The following is a 15358-nucleotide window of genomic DNA, read 5'->3' as shown; positions in this document are numbered from 1 at the left end:
CTCCGCAATCAGTAAGTCCGGACCTTGGGCGGGAACGCCTCACGGGTCTTGGGTGACATGTTGACAGCGCGACGGGTCATGGACTCGGTGTCCGGATGATAGAGGCTGTGGCACAGCCAGCTCTCATCGTCACGCTCCGGGAAGTCGAAGCGGCTGTGGGCGCCACGACTCTCGGTACGGAAGTTCGCCGCCACCGCGGTGGCATAGGCGGTCTCCATCAGGTTGTCCAGCTCCAGGCACTCGATGCGCTGGGTATTGAACTCCTTGGAGGTGTCGTCCAGACGGGCGTTCTTGAGACGCTCGCGGATGAGTTTCAGCTCGGCCAGCCCTTCTGCCATGGCATCCCCTTCCCGGAACACGGAGAAGTTGTTCTGCATGCAGCGCTGCAGATCCTTGCGGATCTGGGCCGGGTCTTCCCCGTCACGGTTGTTTTCCCAGCGGTTGAAGCGCTCCAGCGCCTTGGCGATATCGGCGTCGGTGGCTTCCACGCCGTGCTCCATCGAGCCAAGGGTCTCCACCAGGTGCATGCCGGCAGCACGACCGAACACCACCAGATCCAGCAGGGAGTTGCCGCCCAGACGGTTGGCACCGTGCACGGAGACGCAGGCGATCTCGCCCACCGCGAACAGACCGACCACCGGCACGTCGTTGCCATCCTTGTCCTGGGTCAGGCACTGGCCGTTCACGCTGGTCGGCACGCCGCCCATCATGTAGTGGCAGGTCGGGATGATGGGGATGGGCTCTTTGACCGGATCCACGTGGGCGAAGGTGCGAGAGAGCTCGCAGATGCCCGGCAGGCGGGATTCCAGCACCTCTTTGCCGAGGTGATCCAGCTTGAGCTTGATGTGCGGGCCCCAGGGACCGTCACAGCCACGGCCTTCGCGGATCTCGATCATGATGGAGCGGGCCACCACGTCGCGACCGGCCAGGTCCTTGGCATTTGGCGCATAACGCTCCATGAAGCGCTCGCCGTCCTTGTTCAGCAGGTAGCCGCCTTCACCACGGCAACCCTCGGTCACCAGTACCCCTGCCCCGGCAATACCGGTGGGGTGGAACTGCCAGAACTCCATGTCCTGCACGCCGACCCCGGCACGCAGCGCCATGCCGACGCCGTCACCGGTGTTGATGTGGGCGTTGGTGGTGGACTGGTAGATGCGACCGGCGCCGCCGGTGGCGAGCACGGTGGCCTTGGCCTTGAAGTAGACGACCTCGCCACTCTCCATGTCGATGGCGGTACAGCCGACGATATGGCCATCCTGGTTCTTCACCAGATCCAGGGCATACCACTCGGAGAAGACGGTGGTCTTGTTCTTGACGTTTTGTTGATACAGGGTGTGCAGCAGGGCGTGACCGGTACGGTCGGCTGCCGCCGCAGTGCGGGCAGCCTGCTCGCCGCCGAAGTTCTTGGACTGACCGCCGAACGGACGCTGGTAGACGGTACCGTTGTCAAAGCGGGAGAAAGGCAAGCCCATGTTCTCCAGCTCATAGATGGCCTCGGGGCCGGTCTTGCACATGTATTCGATGGCTTCCTGATCACCGATATAATCGGAGCCCTTGACGGTGTCATACATGTGCCACTGCCAGTTGTCGTCGTGGGCATTGCCCAGGGCGACCGTGATCCCGCCCTGGGCGGAGACCGTGTGGGAACGGGTCGGGAAAACCTTGGATAACAGGGCGCAGCTCTTGCCGGACTGGGCAATCTGCAGCGCGGCGCGCATGCCGGCGCCACCGGCACCGATCACGACCGCATCAAATTCACGAGTTGGAATAGTCACCTTACACACCCCACAGCACGACGAAACCAGTCATCACATAGACAAACAGCACCACCACCAGCACAAACTGCAGCGCACCGCGCAGTCCGACCGGCTTGATATAGTCGGTCAGCACCTGCCACAGACCGATCCAGGCGTGGATCAAGACGCATACGAGCGTCAGCAGGGTGAAGACCTTGGTGAAGGTGTTAGAGAAGAAGCCGGTCCACACCTCGTAGGTGATGTCGTTGAACGCGACAAAGCCAACCAGATAGAGGACGTAGCACGTCATGATGAGGGCGGTGGCGCGGATCAGGATGTAATCATGAACACCGCTGCGCCCGAAAGTTGCAGAATTGGTTACCATACCAGTACCCCCGCCAATACCGCCAAAACCGCGGTGATCACGAAGGCCACACGGGCACTCTGATTACCGGATTCCAGCTCTTCCCAATAGCCCATGTCCATGACCAGGTGCCGCAGACCGCCCACGATGTGGTAAGCCAGCGCGGTCAGGATCCCCCACAGCACGAACTTGACCAGGAAGTTGTCCATGATGGCAACGACCGATTCAAATCCTTCGGGAGAGGCGAGTGAAGTACCAAGCATCCACAGCAAGATGGCCAATGCCACAAAGGTGATGACCCCTGAGACACGATGCAAGATGGAAGCGATGGCGGTGACAGGAAAGCTGATCGTCTGTAGGTCGAGGTTTACAGGTCTCTGTTTGTTTTTCACGGCTTTGCCCACTCAGCTCCATTGAGCACGTTAGTTATTGTTTTCACACGCTTTGAGGGCGAGGATTGGCATTTGTTAGGTTTTTGTTACCAAAACAACTCAGGAAAGCCAAAAATAACATTTTCGATATCACATCTGGCTTTGCGAAAGCGTTTCAAACACCGACGACCATCACCCACGTGGCGCAGTATATCGGCGGCCTTAACCAATGACAATCAAATAGCTACACAGAAAATCCAAAACCGTAAACCAGATCTCACAACAGCTTTAACAAGTCATTAATGATCATCCAGCAAAATTGACAAAGACATGGTTCTCTGGTTCAAATAAGGCGCTCCAGCCGCCGTGGTACGGGTAAGAACCTTTGCCAGCGTCATAACAGTCGTAATAAAGTAGGGCTGGAACCAAATTATAAAAGAGCAAAGGAGACGTGCTATGGCTGATAAGATAGCCACCCTACATCTGCCCGGAAAAGAGCCGGTTGAACTGCCGATCCTCTCCGGTACCGTTGGACCCGATGTGATCGATGTCAGAAAGCTGGGCACGCAAGGATATTTCACCTTCGACCCCGGCTTCATGGCCACCGGTTCTTGCAAATCTTCCATCACCTACATCGATGGCGACCAGGGTGTCTTGCTGCACCGCGGTTACCCCATCGCCCAGTTGGCCACCCAGGCCAGCTACCTCGAAGTCTGCTACATCCTGCTGTACGGCGAGGCCCCCACCAAGACCCAATATGCGGAATTTGAACGTCTGGTCACCCGCCACACCATGGTGCACGAGCAGATCGCCTTCTTCTTCCGCGGCTTCCGCCGCGACGCCCACCCCATGGCCGTCATGTGCGGCGTGGTCAGCGCGCTGTCCGCCTTCTATCACGACGCCCTCGACATCAACAACGAGGAGCATCGCGAGATCTGTGCCTTCCGTCTGCTCTCCAAGATGCCGACCCTGGCCGCCATGTGTTACAAGTACTCCATCGGCCAGCCCTTCATGCAGCCGCGCAACGCCCTCTCCTATGCAGGCAACTTCCTGCACATGATGTTTGGCGTGCCGACCGAAGAGTACAAGGTCAACCCCATCGTCGAGCGCGCCATGGACCGCATCTTCACCCTGCATGCGGATCATGAGCAAAACGCCTCCACCTCCACCGTGCGTCTGGCCGGTTCTTCCGGTGCCAACCCGTTTGCCTGTATCGCTGCGGGGATCGCCTCCCTGTGGGGCCCGGCCCACGGTGGTGCCAACGAAGCCTGCCTCAAGATGCTCGAAGAGATTGGCTCCGTGGATCGCATTCCCGAGTACATCGCCAAGGCCAAGGACAAGAATGATCCGTTCCGTCTGATGGGCTTCGGTCACCGGGTTTACAAGAACCACGATCCCCGTGCCACCGTGATGCGCGAAACCTGCCACGAGGTACTGACCGAGCTGCAGATCAAGGATCCGCTGCTGGACGTGGCCATGGAGCTGGAACGCATCGCGCTGTCCGACCCCTACTTCATCGAGAAGAAGCTCTACCCGAACGTGGACTTCTACTCCGGCATCATCATGAAGGCCATCGGCATCCCCATGTCCATGTTCACCGTGATCTTCGCCATCTCCCGTACCATCGGCTGGATTGCCCACTGGAACGAGATGCACTCGGACCCGGATCAGAAGATCGGCCGTCCCCGTCAGCTCTACACCGGTCAGCCCCTGCGAGAGTTCGTGCCCCTCGACCAGCGCTGAGCCCGATCTGTCATGGTTTGTTACAAAGGCGGTCATTGACCGCCTTTTCTTTTGCAGGTTTAATCGCGCCCTTTTACGCCAAGGACACTCATCATGAAATCTCCCCTGCTCCTCAGCTCTGCCCTCCTGCTCAGCGCCTGCCAGAGCGCCCCGAGCACCGAAACCCTCTATATCCAGGACAAGCTGGCAGACTGCGTCGGTGTCGCCCCCATGAAGTGCATGCAGGTGCGCAGTCAGCCAGGCGAGAGCTGGAGCCTCTTCTATCAGCAGATCGAAGGCTTCACCTTCGAGCCGGGCTACCGCTACCAGCTGGAAGTGAGCAAGGAGCAACTTGCCGATGTGCCGGCCGATGCTTCTTCCCTGCGCTACCAGCTGGTCAAGATCGTGAGCAAGGAGCCGGTTCGCTGACGAGTCGCTGACAGGTGACCCGGTTTCGTTTGTGTGCTCTCTGGGGTATGCTGTCACCCCTTTTTGCCACGGTTTGAGTACGGACCCGACCCGCATCATGATCACGATCCGCACCATCCGCACGCCAGACTGGCCCGCCATCATGGCCATCCAGCACGAGTGTTATCACCAGTTCGAACCCGAGCCCCTCGAGGTGATGCAGAACAAAACCGAGCTGGCCCCCGCCTCCTGCTGGGTGGCCGAGCGTCAGGGCAAAGTGCTGGGTTACCTGCTCTGCCACCCCTGGCGTGCCCACCAGCCCCCGCCCCTCTCGGTGCAGATGAAGGCGCTGGCCGGTCACGACGAGTTCTATCTGCACGATCTCGCTGTCTCGAGCAAGGCACGCGGCCTGGGTGTCGGACAGCGAATGCTGGCAAGGGCGCTCACTTTCGCGAGCCATGCAGGATATCGCCATGCAGGCCTGGTGGCGGTTCAGGATGCCCCCGCCTTCTGGCGCAAGCAGGGGTTTGTGCCCGCCGACACCGGCAAATCGCTGGTGGAGTATGGTGACGGGGCAGTCTATATGCGGTTGCCCCTGGCTGACAGCGGTCCCAAACCGGGAACCATCAGCAGAGTTCAATAAAAAGAATTCAATAAAAAGAGTTCAATAAAAAAGGCGCCTTTCGGCGCCTTTTTCTATTTCGCGTTGCGCTCCCCACAGGGAGATCAAGCCTTGAACTTGCTGAACACCAGAGAGGCGTTGGTACCGCCAAAGCCGAAGCTGTTGGACATGACGGTATTGAGGTCGGCCGCTTCGTATTCACGCACGATGGGCAGGCCCACGGCTTTCTCGTCCAGGTTCTCGATGTTGATGCTGGGGGCGATGAAGCCGTGTTCCATCATCAGCAGGGAGTAGACGGCCTCGTGCACGCCGGCGGCGCCCAGGGCATGGCCGGTCATCGCCTTGGTGGCGGAGAGCTTGGGTGCATTGCTGCCAAACAGGGTCTGAATGGCTTCCAGCTCCTTGGTGTCACCAACCGGTGTAGAGGTACCGTGGGTGTTGATGTAGTCCACCTTGCCGACACCCTGCATCGCCATCTTCATGCAACGCACGGCGCCTTCACCGCTCGGGGCCACCATGTCGTAGCCGTCGGAGGTCGCACCGTAACCGGTGATTTCGGCGTAGATGTGGGCACCACGGGCCAGGGCGTGTTCCAGCTCCTCGACCACCAGGATGCCGCCGCCACCGGAGATGACGAAGCCGTCGCGGTCCGCATCATAGGTGCGGGACGCTTTTTCCGGGTTGTCGTTGTACTTGGTGGAGAGCGCGCCCATGGCGTCGAACTGGATGGTGGAAGACCAGTCCAGCTCCTCGCCGCCACCGGCAAAGATGATGTCCTGCTTGCCAAGCTGGATCAGTTCCAGGGCGTGACCGATGCAGTGAGCAGAGGTGGCGCAGGCGGAGCTGATGGTGTAGTTGACACCCTTGATCTTGAACGGGGTGGCAAGACAGGCGGAGGTGGTGGAGGACATGGTACGCGGCACCATGTAGGGACCCACCCGCTTGACGCCCTTTTCACGGGCGATATCGGCAGATTCGGAGGTGTTCTTGCCGGAGGCGCCGCCGGAACCGGTCACGATGCCGGTACGCTCGTTGGAGACCATCTCTTCCGGCAGGCCGGCATCTTCGATGGCCTGCTGCATGGAGAGGTAGGCGTAGGCCGCGGCGTCACCCATGAAACGCATGACTTTACGGTCGATCAGTTCAGACGGATCGAGTTTGATGTTACCCCAGACACGGCTGCGCAGGTTGTACTGCTCGAACTGCTCGGAATAGGTGATGCCGGATTTGCCTGCTTTCAGGGAGGCCAGCACCTCTTCCTTGTTGTTGCCGATACTGGAGATGACGCCGATACCGGTGATCACTGCTCTTCTCATTAATTCATCTCGTCTGGAAAAACTGGCACCGAGTCTACCCGCTTTCGGCTGCCAAACTGGTCTGCTTTCACGTAGAATGCCCGCGATTTTGTGACGCGAGCCGAGGAAAACGTGAGTCAAACATCCTTACATCATGCCCGATTGGACTGGAACGAAGCGGGAACTCCAGTCTCCAGTGAGTTCGGGGATGTGTACTTTTCCAATGATAACGGTCTAAGTGAAACCCGCTACGTCTTTTTGCAGCAAAATCGACTGCCAGAGCGATTTTCGCACCACGATAGTGACAGTTTCGTGATTGGTGAAACAGGTTTCGGTACAGGACTTAACTTTCTGGCCACAATGGCCGTCTTTCTGGAACGGGCCCCCCTGTCCGGCAACGGATCCCGGCTGCACTTCATCAGCGTCGAGAAATACCCCCTTACCCAGGCCGATCTGCGCAAGGCCCTGGCCGCCTGGCCCGAGCTCGCCCCCTTGAGCCAGCCTCTCATCGACCAGTGGCCGTTGCCGGTCTCCGGCTGCCATCGCCTGCTCTTTGCCGATGGCCGCATCCGCCTCGATCTCTGGTTTGGCGACATCAAGGAGATGCTGCCTCAGGTGCCCCATCCGGCAACCGGTCTGGTGGACGCCTGGTATCTGGACGGTTTCTCCCCTGCCAAGAACCCAGAGATGTGGACCCAGGATCTCTTCGACGATCTCGCTCGCCTCGCCCGCCCCGATGCCACCCTCTCGACCTTTACCTGCGCCGGTTTCGTGCGACGGGGGCTGATTGCCGCCGGCTTTGCCATGAAAAAGGTGAAGGGCCACGGCAGCAAGCGGGAGATGCTGGCGGGTGTTCGGGAAGGCAAAGTGCCGCAGCAGAGCATCGCCCCCTGGTATGCCCGCCCCGCAGGGCGGGAGGGAGAGGTGCTCATCATCGGTGGCGGCATCGCTTCCGCCATGACGGCGCTCTCTCTGGTGGAGCGGGGTCGGCACGTCACCTTGCTGTGCGAAGACGGCGAACCGGCCAGCGGCGCTTCCGGCAATCGGCAAGGAGCCCTCTACCCCCTGCTCAACGGCGAGCACGATGCCCTGTCGCGCTTCTATTCGCTGGCCTTTGGCTTTGCCAGAAACCGGCTGCTGGCCCTGGCAAAGCGCCACCCCGTCGCCTTCTCTCTGTGTGGTGTCACCCAACTCGGCTACGACGACAAATCCGCCGCCAAGCTTGCCAAGATGAGCCAGGGCCCCTTCCCCCCCGAGCTGATGCACCCACTCTCGGCAGCGGAGGTGGAGCAGGTGGTCGGCCTGCCCTGCGATGCGGATGGCGTGAGCTATCCCCTGGGGGGCTGGCTCTGTCCGGCGGATCTCACCCGCGCCGCCATCAGGGAGGCGCAGGCCAGCGGGCGGCTGGAAGTGGTGTTCAATGCCGCTGTGACCCGCATTGCCGAGGAGGACGATGGCTGGCGGGTGGAGAGCCAGGATGGCCGAGCCTGGCAGGCGCCAAACCTGGTGGTGGCCGCCGGTCACAAGCTGCCCGCCCTGCTTCCCTTCGCGGAGTTGCCGCTCTATCCCGTGCGCGGTCAGGTGAGCCATGTGCCAACCACGGCTGGCTTGAGCCAGCTCAAGACCGTGCTCTGCTACGACGGCTACCTCACCCCGGCCCACAACGGCGCGCACTGCATCGGGGCCAGCTATGGCCGCAACCAGACCGACCTTGCCTACCGCGCCGACGAGCAGGAGCAGAACAGGGCGCGGCTGCAAGCCTGCCTGCCGGATCAAACCTGGCCGGCCGAGGTGGATGTGAGCGGCAACCAGGCGCGGGTGGGGGTGCGCTGCGCCAGCCGGGATCACCTGCCGGTCGCCGGGCCCGTCGCCCGGTTGGCGGCGCTGGCGGATCATGACGTCAACGCCCCCGCGGATCAGCAGAGCGCGCTGCCCCTGCACGCCGGCCTCTACGTGCTGGGGGCGCTCGGCTCCCGGGGGCTCTGCTCGGCGCCCCTGTGCGGCGAGCTGCTGGCCAGCGAGATCTGCGGCGATCCCCTGCCGCTGGCCGCCGATCTGCTGGAGGCGCTCCACCCCGCCCGCTACTGGGTGCGAAGGCTGCGCAGGGGCAAGCCACTGCGCGACTAGCCACCCAGGAGCCGGGGCTGCCGGCCTCCACGCTATTGGCGCACCAACAAAAAAACGGGCTCAATCAGCCCGTTTTTTTATGTTTCCCATGAGTGGCCATGGGCCTGTACACGTGTTATCAGCCAGCCCTGGGCCAGACGACCCCCAGCTTGCGCCCCTGATCGGTCTGGCTGGCCAGGGTGTCGAACCGCGCCCGGGTTGCCTCCAGCACCGCCTGCCCTGCCTGCCAGCCCTGATGCTCCAGGGTTGGGCAATCCCGGGTCACCGGCAACTGGGCGAGGCGCGTGCCAAGCTGGCTCACGCTCTCCAGCAGAATACCCTTGTGACGGCTCTCGTAGTCAAACATGGCGGCCACCAGCTTGTCCCACTTCTGGCGCTCCTTCGCGGGCGCACGGGCCTTGTCCATCCAGTTGGGCACCCTGACCTGGATGCGCGCACGAACGCTGGCCTGCTCCAGCTCGCAGCGTGTCGCCGTCGCCTTCGTCTGCAACTGCCAGGAGAGCTGATAACTGGCCTTGCCGATGTGCCCGTCCGCCTGGGTGGGCGACAAGGCGGTGATCTGGCGCATCACGGCCCCCACATCGGCCCCGGAGACCCGATAGAACTGGAAATCGACCTTGATATCGGGGGCGACCTTCACACCGGCATAGTGGGAAGGTACAGCACCGATTGAGGCGGCATAAATGAGGGCCGCCGTCACCCCTGTCTTGCTGAAGAGTCCCATCTGTCCGCGGCTTTGCTCCTTGTGAGTCCCGGCTTAATTTCAATTAATAATCAATGAATTAATAACCCGATTGGGAGATTACCCCTGATCCAGCCCCCTGTCATCCGCTCTTGGCACCCGCTTGCTGCAAACGTGCGAGTCATCACCCCGGCTCAGGCGGGGATTTGCAGTCGAGATCACAAGCTGCCATCGAATGGATGGTGAAATACTCCTTATTGGGTAATATCCGCAGTGTTTTTGTTGGCCGATGCCGGATAGTCCAGCGCAACCCTCTGGTGAGCCGTGGCAGGCCACCCCCTCATTTCAACTCTTGGGAAGGTTTTATGATAGAACTCCTGATCGGCACCCTGGTCACCCTGGCCGTGGGTCGCTACATCTTCAAGGGCTACTCCGCCACCGGGGTACTGCTCAGCGGCGGCCTGCTGCTGCTGGCGATCACCGCCCTGATGGGCAAGGCGGTGCTGCCGGCGAGCGTCCCCTCCACCGGCCACATGGCCACCGACATCTTCGAATTCGTGCGCTTCCTGCTGGTCGACAGGGGGGGTGGCCTCGGCATGCTCATCATGGTGCTGTGCGGCTTTGCCGGCTACATGAGCCACATCGGCGCCAACACCATACTGGTGAAGCTCGCGAGCAAACCCCTCGGTGTCATCAAGTCCCCCTACATCCTGCTGGTGGCCGCCTATCTGGTCGCCTGCGCCATGTCGTTGGCGGTGAGCTCCGCGACCGGCCTCGGGGTTCTGCTGATGGCCACCCTCTTCCCGCTGATGGTCAACATGGGGATCTCCCGTGGCGCGGCGGCGGCGGTGTGCGCCTCGCCGGCCGCCATCATCCTCTCACCCACCTCGGGGGACGTGGTGATGGCAGCCCAGGCCGCGAACATGGAGCTCATCGAGTTTGCCTTCAAGCTGACCCTGCCCATTTCCCTGGTGGCCATCGCAGCCATGGCGGTGACCCACTTCTTCTGGCAGCGTTATCTGGATCAGAAGGCCGGGGAGCACAACGCCGCGGTCGCCCCGAGCGATCTCGTCACCGACGCCCCCGGCTTCTACGCCATCCTGCCCTTCACCCCCATCATCGGTGTGCTGCTGTTTGACGGCAAACTGGGGCCCAAGCTCGACATCGTCACCATCATCGTCATCTGCCTGGTGCTGGCTGCCCTGCTGGAGCTGGTGCGCAAGCGCAACGGCCGCGAGCTGCTGGACGGGCTGCAGGTGTGCTGGCGCAACATGGCCGACGCCTTCGCCGGCGTGGTGATGCTGCTGGTGGGTGCCGGGGTCTTTGCCCAGGGTCTGATGGGGCTTGGTTTCATCGCCAACCTCCTGGATCTGGCCCAGAGCTTCGGTACCGGCGGCATCGTCATCATGCTGGTGCTGGTGGTCATCACCACCCTGGCGGCCTTCACCACGGGTTCCGGCAACGCCCCCTTCTACGCCTTCGTGGAGCTCATCCCCCATTTGGCCACCAGCCTCGGCGTCAACCCCGCCTATCTGGTGATCCCCATGCTGCAGGCATCCAACCTCGGCCGCACCATCTCGCCGGTCTCCGGGGTGGTGGTCGCCTGTGCGGGGATGGGCAATCTCTCTCCGTTCGAGGTGGTCAAACGTACCTCGCTGCCGGTGGCCGTCGGCCTGCTGGTAGTGATCCTCGCCACCCAGATCATGGTTCCCGCCTGACTCTTTACCGGCCCGGCTGCCGCCGGGCTGGTATCCCCCCCACCCCATGCAGTAGACTCGGTGCTCTTTTTTCCTAAGGAGGACCGAGCCTTGAGTATGACGGTTCAACTTGCCCACTTCAGCGACTGCCACTCCCATTTCGATGGCGCCCCCATGCGCTTCTCCCCCGATGGCGAGTCCGAATGGCGCACCCAGTGCGGCGGCTATGGCCGCATCCTGACCCGGCTCACCGCCCTGCGCCAACAGGCCGAGGCAGCCGGCCAGACCTGCCTGCTGCTGCATGGCGGCGATACCTTCCAGGGGTCACTTTACTTCAACCGTTTCAAAGGGCGGGCCAATGCGGACCTGCTGGCCCTCTTGCGACCGGATGCCATGGTGATCGGCAACCACGAATTCGATCTGGGCAACGGGCCGCTGGTGGAGTTTTTGCGCCAGCTCGATTTCCCGGTGCTCGCCGCCAACATCGACAACCGTCAGGAGCCCGCCGATGCCCCGCTGCGGCTGCAGGGACTGCCGCAGCTGTTTGACGCGAGCCGCCCCTGGCACAAGCGCGTCATCGACGACGTGCCCTTCGCCCTGCTCGGCATCACGCTGCCGCAGATGGCCGCCATCGCGAGCCCCGATCCCCACACCCGTTTCCACGGTATCGAAGAGACCTTGAGCCGCGCCCTCGAAGAGATCAAGGCCGCCGGCATCCAGCACATCATCCTGCTCAGCCACCTGGGTCTGGCGCAGGACAAGCGACTGGCGACCCGCTTCCCCGAGCTCAGCCTCATCGTCGGCGGGCACACCCACAGCCTGCTGGGGGATCTGGCGCCGCTCGGGCTCGACAGCGAAGGCAGCTATCCCCTCATGGTGAACGGGGTGGCCATCCTGCACGCCGCCCACAGCGCCCTCTGTCTCGGGGTGTGCGAACTCACCTTCGACGAGCAGGGACGCGTGTCCCAAAGCCGCGGCCAGCTGGAGTGGTTACCCTGGGATCCCTGGCCCTTTGCTTCCCCGCCTCCTGCGGGGCTGCACTTCTGCGAACCGGCCCCCGAGCTCGAGCTGCATCTGGCCCGGCGTTATCGCCCCGAGCTCGAGACCATGACCCGCCGCATCGTGACCCGCCTCGCCGGGCCACTGCACCATCAGCGGCTGCCCGATGCCACCCAGCCCGCCGGCAGCCAGGTCGCCCCCCTGGTAGCGAGCGCCATGCTGGCCAGTGCCCGCGAACAGGTGGGTCAGGTGGACTTTGCCCTGCACAATGCCGGGGGCGTGCGCTGCTCCCTCGAGCCCGGCCCCCTGACCGAAGCAGACGTTGCCGGACGCCTGCTGCCCTTTGCCATTCCCCTTACCCTCTACCAGGTGCACGGCCATGAACTGGCCGAGGCACTGGAGGGGGCCATCGACAACGCCACCAACAACGGGGTGACGGGCAATGGCAGCGGCAGCTTCCCCTACACCGCCGGGGTGCGCTTCTGCTATCAGGCCGACAGGCCCAAAAGGGAGAGGATCACTCGCCTGGAATGGGAAGCCAGCCCGGGTCAGTGGCTGCACGTCGAGCCGGATGCCATCTATCGCGGGGTCTCCAGTGCCTATACCGCCTCCGGCAAGGAGGGCTACACGGCCCTTGCCCGCACCCTGACCCAGCACAATCAGGAGCTCGGCATCACCCTCGCGGATGCCTTCCTGCGCTGGGCACGCCACCTGCCGGAACTCAGCCCTCTGCCGGCCCTGGTGGAGTATCACGGCCAGTGAATCTGACACCGGCCCATCCCGGGTCGGTGCCGCCTTTCCACCGCATAGGGGAATCCTGATCCGCTCCCAGGCGCAGGCCCCCCTACCATGCAACCTCAGGCTGTGACGCCCGACTGCGCCTGCCCTGTCTTGTGATGGGGCCTGCCAGTGCAGCCAGAGGCGTGAAGACGATACTTTTACGAATTATTTCAGGTGCCTACACTTCTTCCATTGCATCGTGCAGCCCGGCTCGGCAAGATAAGCCCGCTTTTTCAGTCTTTCCCGCAGGAACAGGTCACCCATGAATCATGCCATCCGCTTTACCCCGCACCGCCACAATCCCGGGATCAGGCCGTCGGTCATCTTGCTCACCGCCCTGATGGCTCTGCTGTTCTGTCTGCGCAATCCGTTGTTCCACGGCATGGCCCCGGGATTTGATGCCTCCCTGTTTGCGGTGATGGGCAAGATGTGGAGCGAGGGGGGCGTACTCTATCGGGACATGATCGACATCAAGGGTCCCATGATCTTCGCCCTCGATGCACTGGGCTATGGCCTTGGTGGCTTCTTCGGGATCTGGCTGCTGGAGTGGGTGCTCTGCTGGCTGGGCCTCATGGCGAGCTGGCAGGCTTTTTCGCAGCTCGGGCTCTCGGTGCGGGCGCGACTTGGCAGCATGCTGGCCCTGCTGGCGCTCTACAGCACTCGCTACTACTACGGCAACATGACCGAGGACTGGACATTCCATCTGGCCCTCATCGCCCAGTGGGCTTTCATCACCTTGCTGCTGGACAAGCGATTCAGCTGGGGACCGGCCCTGGTCGCCGCACTCACCTTCGCCATCGTGGCCTGGATGCGCACCAACAACGGCGCCTTCTGGGGGGCCTGGTATCTGGTGCTCTTCTGTCACTGGTGCCTGCGCGAGCAGTGGCGCTGCGCCTTTGCCCTGCTCTTTTCCAGCCTGCTTGGACTGGCTCTCGTCGGCGGCCCGCTCTATGCCTACTTCCAGCACCACGACGTGCTGGCAGAGTTCAAATACTACGCCTTCGGCATCTTCTTTGAAGGGAGCTACGGCAACGGTTTCTCTCCTGAGGTAGGCGCCGTCGGTCTGCTGCGCACCGGCCTCATCATGCTGCTGCCCGCCTTCCTCGTCCTGATGCTCGGGCGCCGCCAGGAGTGGTATCTCCCCGCGCTGTGCGCCACCCTGCTGGGGGTGCTGTTCACCCTGATCGCCAACTCGGTCTCCGGCCATGTGTTCGATCACTATGACGTGCTCTATCTGCAGCTTGGCCTGCTGCCGCTCGCCTGCCTGCTGGACAGAAGCGAGCAGCGATCCGATGCCCTGGGGCTGCTTTGCATCTCCCTGGTGGTGCTGACCGCCAGCTGGTTGCTGGCCCAGCAGCTCGGCTATGGCTGGAGCACCAAGGAGTGGTCTCTGGAGCGGGTGCGCGAGGTGCTCGGCAACAGCCTGCTGTGGGCCTTGCCCGTGCTCATTCTGGTCCCGCTCTGGCGCGCCTGGGACGTGCGAAGCGCCACCCCCTGGCTCGCCTCGCTGGCCATGCTGGCGCTGCTGGTCAACAACGCCTGGGAAGGCAATCTCAAGGGCAGGCCGTTCAATCCCCCCGCCCAGGTCAGGGTCGATCGTATCCTGGCCGAGACGGCGCCCACCGACAAGATCTGGGTCGATGGCATCCAGCCGCAATACTACCTCTGGACCGATCGCCAGCCGGCCTCCGCCTATCTGTTCTTTGCCAACGTCAACCCGCCCTACGATGTGCGCGAGCGGGTGCTGGCTGACATCCAGCGCCAACAACCCAAATTCATCATCGCCAAACCGGAGCGGGTGGCACAGGAGCTCAAGACTCCGACCTCCCCCTCCCACCTTGCCTTCTACCAGTATCTGGCAGCCCAGTATGAAGAGGTGGACCCGGGCCTGTACCGGCGCCGCTAATCAGGCACACAGAAGGGGCCATCCTGGTGATGGCCCCTTTTCGTTGTCGTCATAAAGAGGGGGGCCGACCATGTTCAAGGCGCTCCATCCTGACTACAATGGCGCTCTTTTTTGCGGCAGAGGGAAGAATCATGGCGGAGCTGACTTATCTGGGGGGCTATCCGGAGCCACTCAAGGCTCAGGTACAGCAGTTGATTGCGGCGGGCAAACTAGGCGAGATGCTGGCCAAACGCTACCCGCAAACCCACCTCGTCCAGAGCGACAAGGCGCTGCTCGCCTATACCATGGAGCTGAAGAACCGCTACCTGAAAAGCTCGGCGCCGCTTTCCAAGGTGATCTTCGACGGCAAGATCAACGTGATCAAGGATGCCCTGGGACTGCACACCTATGTCAGCCGGGTGCAAGGCAGCAAGCTCAAGGCCAAGAACGAGATCCGCATCGCCGCCCTGTTCAAGGAGGCCCATCCCGCCTTTCTCAAGATGATAGTGGTGCATGAGCTGGCCCACCTGAAGGAGAAGGATCACAACAAGGCTTTCTACCAGCTCTGCCAGCACATGGAACCGGACTATCATCAACTGGAGTTCGATCTCAGGCTCTGGCTCACCTGGCGTGATATCGAGCGTACCGACCGCTGATCCCCTTGCAAGGA

General features: G+C 62.2%; 13 protein-coding genes. 8 read left to right on the top strand and 5 right to left on the bottom strand.

Going from position 1 to position 15358, the window contains the following annotated elements:
- Nucleotides 1–8 precede the first annotated feature (8 nt).
- Genes sdhA through sdhC form a run of 3 tightly spaced genes read right to left on the bottom strand, consistent with a single transcriptional unit; the run spans nucleotide 9 to nucleotide 2504 of the window.
- Complete coding sequence (sdhA, locus tag ACB037_RS07985) at nucleotides 9–1775, bottom strand: succinate dehydrogenase flavoprotein subunit (protein WP_029314421.1); 1767 nt, start codon at nucleotides 1773–1775, stop codon at nucleotides 9–11.
- A 1-nt stretch (nucleotide 1776) separates the two neighbouring features.
- Nucleotides 1777–2121 (bottom strand): succinate dehydrogenase, hydrophobic membrane anchor protein, encoded by a 345-nt coding sequence (gene sdhD / locus ACB037_RS07980; protein WP_010674495.1) that lies wholly within the window; start codon nucleotides 2119–2121, stop codon nucleotides 1777–1779.
- Entirely contained in the window at nucleotides 2115–2504 is a 390-nt protein-coding gene (gene sdhC / locus ACB037_RS07975; protein ID WP_029314418.1) for a succinate dehydrogenase cytochrome b556 subunit, read from the bottom strand. Before sdhC ends, sdhD begins: the two co-directional genes overlap by 7 nt.
- A gap of 423 nt (nucleotides 2505–2927) precedes the next feature.
- Between sdhC and ACB037_RS07970 the strand changes: the two genes are divergently transcribed.
- The 3 genes from ACB037_RS07970 to ACB037_RS07960 all read left to right on the top strand — a co-directional run bounded on the left by ACB037_RS07970 (nucleotide 2928) and on the right by ACB037_RS07960 (nucleotide 5244).
- Nucleotides 2928–4214, top strand: a complete 1287-nt coding sequence (locus tag ACB037_RS07970) for a citrate synthase (RefSeq protein WP_039040080.1) — start codon at nucleotides 2928–2930, stop codon at nucleotides 4212–4214.
- Nucleotides 4215–4307: 93 nt separating this feature from the next.
- Entirely contained in the window at nucleotides 4308–4622 is a 315-nt protein-coding gene (locus ACB037_RS07965) for a DUF4377 domain-containing protein (protein ID WP_371175160.1), read from the top strand.
- Nucleotides 4623–4719: 97 nt separating this feature from the next.
- Nucleotides 4720–5244 (top strand): GNAT family N-acetyltransferase, encoded by a 525-nt coding sequence (locus ACB037_RS07960; RefSeq protein ID WP_371175159.1) that lies wholly within the window; start codon nucleotides 4720–4722, stop codon nucleotides 5242–5244.
- An 83-nt stretch (nucleotides 5245–5327) separates the two neighbouring features.
- Here the strand turns inward: ACB037_RS07960 and fabB are convergent, their stop codons facing one another.
- Nucleotides 5328–6539 (bottom strand): beta-ketoacyl-ACP synthase I, encoded by a 1212-nt coding sequence (gene fabB / locus ACB037_RS07955; protein ID WP_029314417.1) that lies wholly within the window; start codon nucleotides 6537–6539, stop codon nucleotides 5328–5330.
- 90 nt (nucleotides 6540–6629) lie between these two features.
- Here fabB and mnmC point away from each other — a divergent pair, with 90 nt between their 5' ends.
- Entirely contained in the window at nucleotides 6630–8645 is a 2016-nt protein-coding gene (gene mnmC, locus ACB037_RS07950) for a bifunctional tRNA (5-methylaminomethyl-2-thiouridine)(34)-methyltransferase MnmD/FAD-dependent 5-carboxymethylaminomethyl-2-thiouridine(34) oxidoreductase MnmC (RefSeq protein ID WP_371175158.1), read from the top strand.
- Nucleotides 8646–8763: 118 nt separating this feature from the next.
- On the opposite strand, the gene ACB037_RS07945 is transcribed toward mnmC, so the two are convergent.
- On the bottom strand, nucleotides 8764–9369 hold the full coding sequence (locus ACB037_RS07945; RefSeq protein ID WP_371175157.1) for a DUF922 domain-containing protein: 606 nt from the start codon (nucleotides 9367–9369) through the stop codon (nucleotides 8764–8766).
- Between the two features lie 323 nt (nucleotides 9370–9692).
- Between ACB037_RS07945 and dcuC the strand changes: the two genes are divergently transcribed.
- The 4 genes from dcuC to ACB037_RS07925 all read left to right on the top strand — a co-directional run bounded on the left by dcuC (nucleotide 9693) and on the right by ACB037_RS07925 (nucleotide 15344).
- The gene (dcuC, locus tag ACB037_RS07940) at nucleotides 9693–11045 is read left to right on the top strand and encodes an anaerobic C4-dicarboxylate transporter DcuC (RefSeq protein ID WP_319908043.1); all 1353 of its coding nucleotides are present in this window, start codon (nucleotides 9693–9695) and stop codon (nucleotides 11043–11045) included.
- A gap of 90 nt (nucleotides 11046–11135) precedes the next feature.
- Nucleotides 11136–12785 (top strand): bifunctional UDP-sugar hydrolase/5'-nucleotidase, encoded by a 1650-nt coding sequence (locus ACB037_RS07935; RefSeq protein WP_371175156.1) that lies wholly within the window; start codon nucleotides 11136–11138, stop codon nucleotides 12783–12785.
- A gap of 280 nt (nucleotides 12786–13065) precedes the next feature.
- Nucleotides 13066–14709 (top strand): hypothetical protein, encoded by a 1644-nt coding sequence (locus ACB037_RS07930; protein ID WP_045524716.1) that lies wholly within the window; start codon nucleotides 13066–13068, stop codon nucleotides 14707–14709.
- Nucleotides 14710–14840: 131 nt separating this feature from the next.
- Complete coding sequence (locus tag ACB037_RS07925) at nucleotides 14841–15344, top strand: M48 family metallopeptidase (RefSeq protein ID WP_049636201.1); 504 nt, start codon at nucleotides 14841–14843, stop codon at nucleotides 15342–15344.
- Nucleotides 15345–15358: the final 14 nt, after the last annotated feature.

The sequence above is a fragment of the Aeromonas sp. S19(2024) genome (assembly GCF_041402625.1).
Lineage (GTDB): Bacteria > Pseudomonadota > Gammaproteobacteria > Enterobacterales > Aeromonadaceae > Aeromonas > Aeromonas caviae.
The sequence above is the reverse complement of the archived record's forward strand: the minus strand, read 5'-3'. Positions and strand labels throughout refer to the sequence as shown.